Annotated in this window: 10 protein-coding genes and 1 pseudogene; 5 read left to right on the forward strand and 6 right to left on the reverse strand. The window is 52.9% G+C overall.

Going from position 1 to position 13828, the window contains the following annotated elements; translation table 11 throughout:
• Window positions 1-45: 45 nt before the first annotated feature.
• Window positions 46-1074 carry a LacI family DNA-binding transcriptional regulator gene (locus AC0LWM_RS10075; protein ID WP_474674792.1) on the forward strand — a complete coding sequence of 343 codons (1029 nt, stop codon included), beginning with the start codon at window positions 46-48 and terminating at the stop codon, window positions 1072-1074.
• A gap of 375 nt (window positions 1075-1449) precedes the next feature.
• Here the strand turns inward: AC0LWM_RS10075 and AC0LWM_RS10080 are convergent, their stop codons facing one another.
• Window positions 1450-2670, reverse strand: a complete 1221-nt coding sequence (locus AC0LWM_RS10080; protein ID WP_474674793.1) for an IS256 family transposase — start codon at window positions 2668-2670, stop codon at window positions 1450-1452.
• 582 nt (window positions 2671-3252) lie between these two features.
• Here AC0LWM_RS10080 and AC0LWM_RS10085 point away from each other — a divergent pair.
• The 3 genes and pseudogenes from AC0LWM_RS10085 to AC0LWM_RS10095 all read left to right on the forward strand — a co-directional run bounded on the left by AC0LWM_RS10085 (window position 3253) and on the right by AC0LWM_RS10095 (window position 6604).
• A pseudogene (locus AC0LWM_RS10085) lies at window positions 3253-4396 on the forward strand (DUF2264 domain-containing protein).
• 83 nt (window positions 4397-4479) lie between these two features.
• Window positions 4480-5928: a serine hydrolase domain-containing protein gene (locus AC0LWM_RS10090; protein WP_474674794.1), complete on the forward strand. Its 1449-nt coding sequence runs from the start codon at window positions 4480-4482 to the stop codon at window positions 5926-5928.
• A 100-nt stretch (window positions 5929-6028) separates the two neighbouring features.
• Window positions 6029-6604 (forward strand): GNAT family N-acetyltransferase, encoded by a 576-nt coding sequence (locus AC0LWM_RS10095; protein ID WP_474674795.1) that lies wholly within the window; start codon window positions 6029-6031, stop codon window positions 6602-6604.
• 107 nt (window positions 6605-6711) lie between these two features.
• Here the strand turns inward: AC0LWM_RS10095 and AC0LWM_RS10100 are convergent, their stop codons facing one another.
• The 5 genes from AC0LWM_RS10100 to AC0LWM_RS10120 form a co-directional block, all read right to left on the reverse strand.
• Window positions 6712-8487 (reverse strand): B12-binding domain-containing radical SAM protein, encoded by a 1776-nt coding sequence (locus AC0LWM_RS10100; protein WP_474674796.1) that lies wholly within the window; start codon window positions 8485-8487, stop codon window positions 6712-6714.
• Between the two features lie 140 nt (window positions 8488-8627).
• Entirely contained in the window at window positions 8628-9704 is a 1077-nt protein-coding gene (locus AC0LWM_RS10105; protein ID WP_474674797.1) for a glycoside hydrolase family 76 protein, read from the reverse strand.
• Between the two features lie 25 nt (window positions 9705-9729).
• Entirely contained in the window at window positions 9730-10890 is a 1161-nt protein-coding gene (locus tag AC0LWM_RS10110; RefSeq protein WP_474674798.1) for an ABC transporter substrate-binding protein, read from the reverse strand.
• Window positions 10835-11095, reverse strand: a complete 261-nt coding sequence (locus tag AC0LWM_RS10115) for a hypothetical protein (RefSeq protein ID WP_474674799.1) — start codon at window positions 11093-11095, stop codon at window positions 10835-10837. Before AC0LWM_RS10115 ends, AC0LWM_RS10110 begins: the two co-directional genes overlap by 56 nt.
• 348 nt (window positions 11096-11443) lie before the next feature.
• A complete protein-coding gene (locus AC0LWM_RS10120; protein ID WP_474674800.1) occupies window positions 11444-12619 on the reverse strand; it encodes a GntR family transcriptional regulator in 1176 nt (391 codons plus the stop codon).
• A gap of 192 nt (window positions 12620-12811) precedes the next feature.
• Here AC0LWM_RS10120 and AC0LWM_RS10125 point away from each other — a divergent pair, with 192 nt between their 5' ends.
• The gene (locus AC0LWM_RS10125) at window positions 12812-13804 is read left to right on the forward strand and encodes a phosphotransferase enzyme family protein (RefSeq protein WP_474674801.1); all 993 of its coding nucleotides are present in this window, start codon (window positions 12812-12814) and stop codon (window positions 13802-13804) included.
• Window positions 13805-13828: the final 24 nt, after the last annotated feature.

Consider the following 13828-nt stretch of genomic DNA (forward strand, 5'->3'; position numbering starts at 1 on the left):
ACATTTCTATAGCATAAAAAACGAACAAAAAAGGTGGTCTCGAGCATGGCAACGCTGAAAGATATTGCGCAACTGGTCGGAGTATCGATATCCACCGTTTCACGCGTCTTGAAGAATGAAGCGAACCGTTCCGTCAGCCAGGAGACGAAGCAAAAAATATGGAATGCCGCCCAAGAAGTCGGCTATCCGGTAAAGGTTGCCCAAGCGGCGCCTGTTACAAAAGGCATCGGCTGCATTGTGTCGACGCTGCAGAACAAGCATTATCACCCTTATTTTTCGGTGATTTTTGAAGGCATTGAGCGCGAGCTGGCGAAGCACGGCTACGAATTGACGTATACGTATACGATGGACGATTTGCGCAACCCGGCCGTTTTGCAGAAGGCGGTTCACGACAGCCGGGTCGAAGGCGTTATCGTCGTCGAAGGGATCGACAGCAAAATCTACAGCCAGCTCAAAAAGCATATCCGCTGCATCGTCGGCATCGATACGACCGATCATACGGTGCCGAACATTTCGTACGACCGGGTCGAAGCGGCCAGAATCGCCGTTTCGCATCTGATCGAGCAGGGGCACCGCGACATCGTGTTCATTGGGGGTACCGGCTTGTCCGGCAACTTCGAGAAGGAGAAGCGGTTCCGCGGTTACAAGGCGGCACTGGAACAGGCGGGACTGGAGCTCAAGCCGCAGTGGATCGTCAATGCCAACTGGGATCCGACGACGAGCTACGAACTGATGCTGGCGTTTCTCGATCGGCACAAGGAGCATTTGCCGACCGCGATATTCGCCGCAAGCGACATTATGGCGATGGCCGCCATGCGCGCCGTTGCCGAAAAAGGCTACCGCATCCCGCACGATATCGCAATCATCGGCTTCGACGACAACGAGCCGTCTCAATTTACGGTGCCGCCGCTGTCGACGATCCACATTCCGACGTTCGAGATCGGCATTATCGCCGCCCGAACGATGGTTAATGCGCTGCAGGACCCGTATCCGCTGCCGATCAAGGTCACGGTGCCGTTCGAGCTAAAGGCGCGGCAGTCTACGGATTACCGGGTGGCTTCGGCCGAAGGCTGAGCTGCCGCGTTGCGTGGCGATCCGCCGATTTCCCGATCGATCAGGCTAACGATGCCGTTCGAGCTGAAGGCACGGCAGTCCACCGATTACCGGATCGATCCTGCTGAAGGCCAAGGCTAAGCCAGCGTGTCCGGTCGCGTTATATCTCAAAGCCCCGTGCCATGGGAGCCGTGTGCGGGGTGAGGGCGTGTACGGTTTATGGGGGATGTTCTAGTGGGGGTTATGCAAATGCGAGGGCGGCACTTTTTTCACGATCCGGCTCCGCCATGCCTCACTCAGCCTGTTCGCTGCCCTCCCATGAAGCAATAAAGGGTCTGTCAATAATTTTGTGTAAACTCTTTTATAGAGAATGTCCCCCTCGGAGGACATTGACCCTCACGGCAGATGCTGGCCGATCCGTTCCGGAAAGAAAACGGAGAGCTGTAGTAGCATTTGACCCCAGTTTTGTACGCGGCCCGTCCATTTGCGCGTGACGTCCATCGTGACGAGATACAGCATCTTCAGCAGCGACTCATCGGTTGGGAAAATGCTTTTCCCTTTCGTGACCTTGCGTAGCTGGCGATGATAGCTTTCGATCATGTTCGTCGTATAGATAAGCTTACGGATCTCTGGCGGGTACTTAAAAAACGTAGCAAGCTCGTCCCAGTTAGTACGCCACGAACGGAGAATGAGTGGATACTTGGCGCCCCACGTCTCTTCGAAGCGATCTAACTCGAGCAGCGCCATTTCCTCTGTCGCTGCCTTGTAGATGGGCTTCAGATCCGCCGTCACCTTCTTTAGATCCTTGTAGGAGACATAGCGCGTGGAATTACGGATCTGGTGGATAATGCACTTCTGAATCTCCGTCTTCGGATAGCAGGCAGAGATCGCCTGTGAGAAACCGGTGAGATTGTCTACACAGGTAATGAGGATATCTTGAACGCCGCGGTTCTTGAGATCGTTTAGAACGCTGAGCCAAAACTTCGCGGACTCGTTCTCGCCGATCCACATGCCCAGTACGTCCTTGTTGCCGTCCAGATCGATGCCGATGACCATGTAGGCCGCTTTGTTTACGATGGCTCCGTCCTGCTTCACTTTGAAGTGAATGGCGTCTAGGAAAACAACAGCGTAAACGCCTTGCAACGGGCGATTCTGCCACTCCTTGATCAGTGGAATGATCTTGTTTGTTACGTTCGAGATCATCGTCGGGGACACGTCAATGCCGTACAAATTCTGGAGATGATCTTGAATCTCCCGTGTGCTGACACCTTTGGCGTAGAGCGCGATAATCTGGTCCTCGATGCCGGTCACGCTCGACTGATTTTTCTTCACCACGATTGGCTCGAACTCGCTGAGGCGGTCTCTGGGAACGGAAATCTCCTGTTCGCCGTATTCGCTGGTGATCGTCTTCTTGCTCTTGCCATTGCGGCTATTCGCCGTCTGTTTGTTTTGTACGTCATGCTTCTCATAACCCAAATGCGTGTCCATTTCGGCTTCAAGCATTTCCTGCAGCGTCTCGGCAAACAAGTCCTTTAAAGCTTTCTGTGCATCTTGAGCGGTGACGAGCTTATTCTCCTTGATGAACGCTCTGAGCTGCTCCTTTGTCCATAATCCCATGTGTGCTCCCCAACCTTCCTGTTACTTTCATTTTAATAGATTTGGGAGTTTACACAAAGTATTTTACAGACTCGCAATAAATGCCAAAGTGCAGTTATTTTCACAAGCCCTCGGCCTCGAGAATGAATAACTGCGATTGTACTGTTATTTTTATCTACCCGTGCGGTTCGGGATCATTTTTAGACAAATAGATGTACATTCGCAGTTAGTTGCTGCTATTTTCGTTCCGGCTCAGAAAATAACTGTATTTTTGCAGTTATGCTTGATCCGCGACTCCCACTCCCACTCTTACTCTTACTCTTACTCTTACTCTTACTCTTACTCTTACTCTTACTCTCGCTCTTACTCTTACTCTTACTCTTACTCTTACTCTTACTCTTACTCTTACTCTTACCCTTACTCTTACCCTTACTCTTACTCTCGCTCTTACTCTCGTTCTTACCCTTGCTCTCACTCCGATTCGCCCCCTACTCGGCAGCACCCTTGTAGAGTTCCGCAAAAGTGTGTGGGGCAATTGCCAAAGCCATGGTATACTGAGGGACGAAACCATTTTGCACCGATTTGGGAGAGGTGGCGTACCTGATGTCACGCGGATTGGAAGACCGCCGTTATTGGCTGGAGGCAATTCAACAAATCGCATATCCCGTATTGTATCACTTGTCCCGGCGGGAGCTGAAACAGCATATGCCCGTGGAGGCTAAGCTGGAGGACCGCCCCAACTTCACTTACCTAGAAGCACTGGGCCGATTGCTGGCAGGGATCGCGCCTTGGCTGGAAAACCGCGAGGTACATGGCGAAGAAGCGGACCTTCGCGATACATACGCCGAAATGGCGCGCAGCGCCATCGATGCGGCGACCGATCCCGGCTCGCCGGACTTCATGAACTTCGCCAATGGGCTTGCAGCCGATCGTGGACGCCGCTTTTCTCGCGCAAGCCGTCTTAAGAGCGCCAAACGAGCTTTGGGAAGCGCTTGCGCCGCACGTGAAACAGCAGCTTATAGCGGCGCTGAAAGCGACCCGGACGCGCAAGCCCGGCTTCAACAATTGGCTGCTGTTCGCGGCCACGATCGAGACGGCCCTTTATCGGATGGGCGCGGACTGGGACCCAATGCGGGTCGATTACGCGCTGAAGCAGCACGAGCAGTGGTATCTCGGCGACGGCATGTACAGCGACGGGCCGAAGTTTCACTGGGACTATTACAACAGCTTCGTCATCCATCCGATGCTGCTCGATATTACGAACACGTTGTCGGAGCAATATTGGGATTGGGCGGCCGTGAAGGAACCGATTGAACGGCGCGCCGTGCGGCATGCAGCCGTGCTGGAGCGGCTTATTTCGCCGGAAGGCACCTATCCTGCAATCGGTCGTTCGATCGTATACAGGTTCGGCGCGTTCCAGCTGCTGTCGCAAATCGCGCTGCTGCGCAAGCTTGACCCGGCGCTCGCGCCGGCGCAGGTTCGGTGCGCGCTGACGGCGGTCATCCGGCGGACGCTGGACATGCCCGGCACGTTCGATGCGAGCGGCTGGCTGACGATCGGATTAGCCGGACACCAGCCCGAGCTCGGCGAGGAATATATCTCGACAGGCAGCCTTTACTTATGCTCGATGGTGTTTCTACCCCTCGGGCTGCCGGATATCGACGCATTCTGGCAGGGCGAAGAGGAATGGACGTCGCGGAAGGTGTGGTCGGGCGGCCGGATCGCGATCGACAAAGCGATCGATTGATTGGAAAGAAGCTTCCAAACCCACCTACACCGTGGTTTTGGAAGCTTTTTTTCTGTAAAAATACATCCAAAGGCGGTGAAAATATGAGCATATTAAGCGATCTTCCCGAAAATCATGGACTCTCTTCAGAAGCGCTGCTGGAGTTTTTGGCGCAAATCGATCGATTGGGGCTAGATGTCAACAGCTTCATGCTGCTGCAGAATGGCAAAGCGACCGCCCGGTTTTGGCGCAAACCTTATCGTCCGGAATGCCCGCAATTATTGTTTTCGCTCAGCAAAAGCTTCACCTCCATCGCCGCCGGCATCGCTTGGGATGAAGGCTGCTTCGAGTTAACGGATCAAGTGATCTCTTTCTTCCCGGATAAGCTTCCGGAGACGGTTTCCGATCATTTGGCGAAGATGACTATTCATCATCTGTTATCGATGAACGCCGGACATCAGGACAACATTTATAGCGTTGTCGCAAAGGAACATGACTGGGTGAGGGCATTTTTGGCTCAAGACGTCCAGTATGAACCGGGGACCTTCTATCGGTACAGCACGCATTGCACGTACATGCTGTCCGCAGTCATCGAACGGGTGACCGGCGGCAGTTTGGTCGATTTCTTAATGCCTCGGTTATTCGAGCCTCTGGGTATACCGAGACCTTCATGGGAAACGTGTCCGCTCGGCATTACGGCAGGCGGCATGGGACTTAGCCTCTCGACCGAGGGCATCGCGAAATTCGGTCAAATGCTTTTGAATCGAGGCATGTACGAAGGAAAACGCATTGTGTCGGAACGATATATCGAGCTCGCGACAACCGAACAAAGCGATAACCGCATAGAGGCGACCCGCATCGATTCCGCGCAAGGGTACGGGTATCAGTTTCATTTGTGCAGGCGCGGCTGCTACCGCGGCGACGGCGCCTTCGGCCAATTGTGCTTTGTGGCGCCCAAGGAAAAAATCGTGATCGCGGCAACGTCCGGTTTTCGCAGCATGAACGAACTGCAGACCTTATTGAATTTGATCTACGAATTTATTATCGATCGGCTGGATCGGCCGGATATAAGCCTGGCTCAAAGCACGGAAGATTACAGTCTTCTGGAACAGCACCTGGCAGACAGATCTTGCCCTGTCCCCGCCTTTCGAACTGTACCGAAAGGGATACCCGAACTGCACCATAGGCGCTATGCGATGAATGAAAGTCCAAGCCATCTCCTGGAACTTTTCATCCACATGACAGGAGAGCAACTGGAGCTTCAATTGCGATACCGGGACTACGAGGATCGCCTATTGTTCGACTGGACCAAAGCAGTGCATACCCGGGGCATATTCACGAAGGACTTGTCCCTGCACGAGCAGGACGTTGTCACATACGCTTATTGGGAGGACAAAGACACGTTGGAGCTCGTTTTGTTCTACACCGAATCTCCATACAAGGTCAGCTACACCCTTAAGTTCAAGGAAAATAGCCTCATACTTCGATTTCGGATGAATGTTTCGATGGGCATGACGACATATGAAGCGGAAGGGGCATTACCTTCTACATAACGCTATACCGCAATCGTTATATATTCATTTACGGCACTTCCAAACGCATCGCTTCATGTTAAGATGTGGTTGTTCTTACGATTTTGGAAGGAGATAAGTTATGCGGGAAATCGATTATAGCCAATATTTTTGGCAGGATGAACAAATTAGGCTGCGCGCGACCCGAGCTGAGGACTGGGAGGATCATTACGTCAACCGCTTCGATACGCCGGCAAGGCGTCTGTTGGAGTGCGCCGTAGAACTGCCGCCTACCGTAGCGGAAGCTCGCCGTTTCGCGGAGCAATACGCCGATTTCGCGTCCGATCATCATCGCATTATGTTTACGATTGAAAATTTGCAGGGCGAGCCTGTCGGCGGCGTCAACCTGAACAGCATCGACGAGCGCAACGGCACGTTCAGCATCGGCATCCAAATCGACCGCGACCACCGCGGTAAAGGCTACGGCACGAGAGCGATGCGCATCCTGCTGAAGTATGCCTTCTTCGAACGAAGGCTTCACAAATTCAACGATTACGCGCTTGAAGGGAACGAAGCTTCGATCCGGATGATGAAGAAGCTCGGCTGCGTTCAGGAAGGCGTCCGCCGTCAAGTCATTTACATGAACGGGCGGCATATGGATTTGATTTTATTCGGGTTAACGAAAGATGAATTTATTGCGAACCATACAGATACATAGCGCGCACGGTACAATGCAACCATAAGAAAAAATGAACCCGCTGACAAAGAAAGGGCACCCGAACAATTCGGGCGCCTTTCTTGGCATTTATTGAAGTTTTAAAACCGTCAAACCAACGCTTCCTCAGACAGCGGCATCGTATGCCAGCTCGGCTTCGTTTCGCCGTCGGACGGGTAATAAACAATCAGCAGCGTATCGCGTCTTTCGCTCGCATCAAGCGCCATCTCGCCCGTTTCGACGAACCGCTGCAGGTCGAACGGCAGCACCTCGATGACGGCGTGCTTCTGCAGCTCCTTCTCGGTTGGCTGCATGGCGGCGAACCCGCCGGATACTTGCTCCGGGCGTTCCGCGGCGAGGCGGATTAATGCGCCCCAGCGGTCCTTGTCCATCGCAAAATCCCACCACACCTTGCGCGGCTTGAACTTGTGGTTCAGGAAGTAGTCGAACTTCATCAAGCCGACGATCGCATCCAGGTTCTGCGTCTCCCGGGACTGCAGGAACGACAGCAGGCGCGTGAACAAGTCCTCCAGCTGGTGGCCGATTTTTTGCCAGCCCCGGCTTTCCCAATAATCGCCGAACTGCTGGAAGAAGTCGAAAGCAGAAGGAAACTCGCGCGCGATCAAATATTGCAGCGTCCGGTCCATCCGGTGCGCGTTCCAATATTTTTCAAGCACGTCCTCGACCCGTTTGATGCGAACCAGATCGGCGAATGGCATAATGTCGTTGCCGAGCATCTCGTACGGCGCATGGTCCATGTACACGTAACCGTATTTGTCGGCGTCGTTGCGCAGGCCCGTACCGCGCAGCATCTTCAGGAAGCCGAGCTGCAGCTCCTCCGGCCCAAGCGCGAATACGTCATTGAATGTTTTGCGGAACGTGTCGTAGTCTTCATGCGGAAGGCCAGCGATGAGATCGAGATGCTGGTCGATCTTGCCGCTTTCCTTCACTTTATTGACCGTCCGGGTCAGCTTGGCGAAATTTTGCCGGCGCATGACCGCTTCGTTCGTCGGATCGTTCGTCGATTGGACGCCGATTTCGAAGCGGAAAATACCCGGCGGCGCATGTTCCGCCAAATAATCGAGCACCTCGGGCCGCATAATATCGGCCGTGATCTCGAACTGGAACACGCAGCCTCGGTGGTTCTCGATCAGAAACTGGAAGATCTCGAGCGCATAATCGCGCTTGATGTTGAACGTCCGGTCGACGAATTTGATCAGCTTGGCGCCTTTGTCGATCAAATATAGAATGTCCCGCTTCGTCCGCTCGATATCGAAGTAGCGAACGCCGACCTCGATGCTCGACAAGCAGAACTGGCAGCTGAACGGGCAGCCGCGGCTCGTCTCGAAATACACGACGCGGTTCGCCAAGCTCGGAACGTCCTCCGGAAAATAATGCGGCGAAGGGATATCGTCCAGCTTCAGCTTCGGCCTAGCCGGCGTCATAATGATCTCTTCCCCTTTGCGGTATGCGAGCCCGTAGACGAAATGATATTTTTGCGTGGTCGACATTTCCGTCAGCAAATGGTGGAACGTCTCTTCCCCTTCGCCTATGACGATAAAATCGACGTCCGGCAGCCGCTTCATCCAATATTCGGTGTCGTACGACACCTCCGGGCCGCCGAGCACGATGCGCAGCTCGGGTTTGATTTTTTTCAGCATGGAAATGACGGTAATCGTTTCTTCGATGTTCCAGATATAACACGAAAAACCGATGACGTCGGCATCTTTCTGAAACAGGTCCGAGACGATATTCATCGCCGGGTCCTTGATCGTATATTCGGCGATTTCGATCGCAAAGTCGCGCTCGCTGAATGCTTTCAAATAACGAAGCGCGAGCGACGTATGAATATATTTGGCATTTAATGTAGACAACACGATTTTCATGGTCCAGACCTCGTTCTTAGGGTTATGCCCCTATTCTACACGGACATCGCGGGAAACACAAAGCCGGAAACACGAAGCGAACGCCCTTCGCGAAACATAAAACAACCCCGGCACCATCCGGCACCGGGGATCGAACCTAGTTACGATGTCTCCAAAAGCCCCGCCCGCTCAAGCATCGCAACTTGCTCCAGCAAGATCGCGCCGCTCAGCTGCGTGCTGAGCGGAACGACGGAGCCGGGCGGATTCGCCCAGCTATTGCCGAATAAAACATGATCCTGCGCCTTTCCGAACCCCCATAAGCTGTCCGCGTTTATTTTCAGCAATGCGGCCGTTTCTTGCCGAGCCGGGTCTTCCAGCACAAGCTGCGCCAAATAGCGGACAAGCACGCCTTTAAACAAACCGCCGTCGCCATCGCCTTCCGATGGCAGCACGCAGGTCGCTGGATCGGCTAGCTCTATGCTGACGTTGCGCGCGGTACGGATGGCATCATCCAAATAAACGCGTTCATTCGTCGCCCGGAACAATTCGACGCCGGCCCCGATGTAGACCCCTTGGCAATAGGTGAACTTCCAATCTTTATCGATCGCTCCGTCGCCGGTCCGGTTCATGCCGTCCCAAACAAGTCCCGTATGCGGATCGACAAGGTTCGCCTTTTGCCAGTCGTATATTTTTTTCGCCCATGCGAGGTCATCATCACGATGGAAGCGCATGTACAGGCGAGCCGCCAAAATTACGGCAGGCGCATTCGCCGGCGTATTCTTGTAATCCGGCTGCGGCTTACGCCATGCGATGCCTCCGCCCATTTGGCTGTTCCAGCCGGTCTTGATGTCTTCCCACAAGACGAGCGCCGCCCGCCTATACTTCTCCTCGTTCGCCGCGCCATATGCTCGAAGCCAAGCGAGCGCCATCCACTCCATATCGTCGTAATATTCGTTCGGCCATTCTCCGCCGTTTCGCTCCAAAATCCCCTCGTACAACGTGCTTAAACGCCGTTTGTATTTGGAATCGCCCGTACGGGCCAGCCCGTCGGTCAACGTATCGGCCGCATGCGCCAGCCACCAGTAATTAAAAGGATCGGTGCAAAGCTCTCCGCTGCAAGGCGCGGCATTACGAAACACCTTCCTCGATACGTCCCAATACGATGCATAGAGCTCATCCTGAGCCAGGTCCGCACGTGCCGACCATACCCGATCTTCTCGGTGCAAATCCGTCAACATAGCCCACTCCCGCTCGCGTCCGCGGCTATTTTTTCTCCTTCATCTCCGCAACGACAGCCGCATACTCGTCATCCATCTTTCTTAAGTACTTTGGAATGTCGTCGCCCGAATCGAGAAACTTGCGGATTTGATCACGGATATAATTTCCTCCGAACACCAAGGTTTCCGGCCCATAAGGAGAATAGACGGGCTCCGCGTCTTTCATCGAATATACGCCCTTGAAGTTCAAGTTCAGCTCCTGCAGCCCTTTCGCCGCGCCGAATTGCTCATGGATGTTCGAATCCGCCAGGGGCGAAGGAACCCCGGTTCTTGTAAGGGCAAGCTGATTTTCGTCCGACAAAATGCTTTCGATCACTTTAAAAGCTTGCTCCTTATGCTCGCTATACTTATTGATGACCCATGGATATACGAAGTTTGACGGTCCGATTCCCGGTTTGTCCGGCCAGCTCGGAAAGCTGACCATATCGAAGTTCAATCCTTCCACGGTCGTAAAATAAGGCGTATACAAAATATATTCAATCTGCATCGCGACATTGCGGTTTTGGAAAAAATCGACGACATCCTTCTCGTAATTGCCCGGAATGCTCTGCATCCGTTTCAACAAATCCAGAAACTTGGCAAAAGCCGGGTTTTTGGAAAATTGCGTTTCGCCTGTTTCCGGATCGGTTCCGGTTGCGGACAGTTGGGCGAAGGCTTGCTCCATATTGTGAAAATTAATGCCGCGATATTTGACTCCCTCTACCTCGGTCGTCAGTTTTTTCGCAAGATCGATTACTTCATCCCAAGTCATGCCGTCCGTCGGGTATTTGACCCCGAATTTATCGAAAATCTCTTTATTGTAAAACAATCCCCATACCAAATCTTCCGCCGGAAGCCCAAGCAATTGTTTTTTGCCCTCCGGATCTCTCGCTCTGATCGCTTCAACGGTCCCTGGCCTGAACCTCGTCAAATCGTATCGAAACCTTTCGATCATGTCGTCAAGCGGATAAGCCATATCCATTTCTTGAAGCACTTCAAGCCCTTCGTGCGCAAGCATGATGTCGGGCACGATTCCTTTGGCGTTTAGTTCCTGCAGGTTTGCCGAATTCACCGGCAGCGACAACAGCTCCAACTTAATATTCGGATATTTTTTATACAGCGTGTCGGTTATCCGTTCCTTCAGTACATCCTCGCCCCACGGCAGCATGATTTTTTAACGTCAGCTCTTCATCCATATTCACCGCGGGCGCCTCGGGATTTTTTTCCAAGTCTTGATCGTTAGCGGCTACCTGAACCTGTTTCGTATCGCCGGCGTCATCGGACTTACCCGTATCTTGCGACGTACATGCTGTAAATAAGAATAAGTTCAAAATCATAACCAACGTGAAAATCAGCCTTTTTTTACTCGTCATTAAGCACGACTCCCTTCGATTGCCGTTTCATGAATTCCATGAGAATGAATACGTACGTGCCAAAGTCCAATAAACCACGAATGTGATCGCACAAGATGTATAAAGCGTTTTCATAATCCGTTCCAAAAATGTTGCGTTCCTATCCTCCTCCACCCTTAATCATGGAAAATCCCATCTGCCGATTATTATATTGTTATATAATTGGTATGTCAATAGGTGATATTTCATTCAAATATCATATCAATATGACAATATAGATTGTAAAAATATAGATTGAAAAAATGTAGATTGAAAAGAAGAAGAGACTGCTGCGGCAGCCTCTCTAGAAATCATTTTTGAAATGTGATCTTATTTGTTTTCCGGCCGATCCTCGCGAGCGGCGGCGGTCGACTCGCCGATAATCAACCTCGCGTCAAGCAGCGTTTTATTCGGCACGCTGTGCCCTGCGCCAAGCTTCAGGACGTATTCCATCGCGGTGTGACCCATGCTTTCCTGGTTTTGCTGCAAATGCGTAAAGCAATATCCTCCGCCATGACCCGCCGGCGGATTGTCGAAGCAAACGATCGAGATGTCCTCCGGTATGCGCAGGTCCATTTGCTGAGCCGCGGCTTTGGCCACCAAGGCCATGTTGTATTCGCTCGCGAACAGTGCCGTTATATGCGGATTCCGCTGCAGCAGCCCTTGGATTTTGCGAATGTCCTGCTCGATATTCGGATCATGGAACGAATTCGGCAGCGTCGACGTAATATCCGTCATCCACAGCCCTCTATCGACCATTATTCCTTTTTCGGCGTGTGCCTGTACGAAACCTTCGATCCGATCCTCAACGGCTGTCGTATCGAGCGGCGGCGGGGTCAACAAGCCGATATGCCGGTGGCCGAGCTGGAATAAATAGTCGGTTCCTTTACGCGCGGCCGATACATTGTCGGTGCTGACCGAAGCGGCGGATATGCCCTTCAAGTGGCGATCCACGAGCACAAGCGGAAACTGCTCGATGACAAGCTTTAATATTTCCGCGTTAAAATATTCCCCTTGCGCCGGGAAAACGATCAGACCGTCCACGCCCAGATCAAGCAGCCCGCGGATCGCTTCCTCTTCTTGGCCGGGAATGCCGAACGTGCGGCGCAGCACGAGGAAACAATCGTTTTCCCGCGATGCGGCTTCCATGCCGTATAATAACCCGGTGCCGTAGCTATCGGCAAAATCGGTAATGACCAAGCCGATTAACGTCCGGCGCACTGGTTTGGGTACGGATGTTTTGTCGGCGGCTGCGGATGTAACCGGTTCGGACGGCGAAAGGCCGGCGACAAACGAGCCCCGTCCGGGCTTGCGCACGATCAGGCCGGCGCCCGCGAGCAGCTCCAGCGCTTTTTTGCTCGTAATGCGGCTGACGTTGTATTCCTCGGCCAATTCTTTCTCCGAAGGAACGCGTTCGCCGATTTCATACTTCCGCTCCACGATGCGTTCGCGCAGCGTTTCAAATATTTTTTCGTACATCGGTTTGGATGACGATTCATTCGACATAATGTTCCCCCAATACGCCCACAATTCGACGCCATTCATAAACATAATAATATATCATGATATATTGTTTTTCAATGGCCCGTTAAAAATTGATTGTAGGTATAGTTTCCCTAGTTTTGTACCATGCGCACCTGTACAATATTCAAAACATGCCTTGAGAAGAATGACTTTATTAAAGGAGATGGACTGAAAATGACACGGCAGCCATTCGCACTCCGTTCGGTGCTGAATCCTATCGCGATACAGGAAATTTTGGGTGAGCAATACGATACCGGCCCTTGGAAGGAATGCAAATATTGGCTTCGCGGCTTAAACGATACATACCGGATCAGCACGCCTCAAGGGTATTATATTCTTCGGGTTTATCGGCGGGAAGTTTGCGAGCAGGACGTGATGTACGAGCTGGCGCTGCTCTCTCAGCTGCGATCGCTCCTTGCAGGCAAAAGCACTTCCGTGGCGGAAGCTGTTGCCGACAGAAACGGGCGCAGGTACACGGTACTGGATGCGCCGGAAGGCCCACGATGCGCGGTTTTGTTCCGCTATGTCGACGGCGAGGAAAACGGCATGCGCGACGAGGGATCTTGCTTCGCGTTCGGCCGTTCCGCCGCGGAGCTGCATCTGGCGCTTGACCGGGTCGAGCTGAGTCTGCCGCGTTATGCGCTGGATACGCGCTTTCTTGTAGATGAGCCGCTGGAACGGATTTTAGGGCACGTCGGTGCGGAACACGAATCGGTTCCTTTCCTCCGGCAATTCGCTTATGCCTTGAAAGAGAAAATCGAGCTGGCGACGGGACAAGGGCTGGATTGGGGACTATGTCACGGGGATATGCATGGCAACAACAATGTTCATCGGGATGGGGAACGTTTTGCGCATATTGATTTTGAATGGGCGGCGTCGGGCTGGCGCGCATACGATCTTGCCCAAGTGCTGTTGTCGCGGAAACGTCACATGCCGGATCAAGCCGAGAAGTTATGGGCTGCCGTTATGGCTGGCTACCGTACGGTTCGCGGGTTTTCCGCGCAGGACGAAGAAGCCGTCCGGCTTTTTGCTGCGGCGCGCAGATGGTGGGTCATGAGTCTTGATGCAGCATTTGTACCAACCGATACAGGAGCGCTCGACTTTGGCGAAGATTGGCTGCAGGGCTTCATCGCCGAGTTTCGCGAAATGGGCATTGTCCCTGCATAACGGCGATCAATCGCCGGTTCAGCT

It is taken from the genome of Paenibacillus sp. sgz302148 (genome assembly GCF_056120465.1).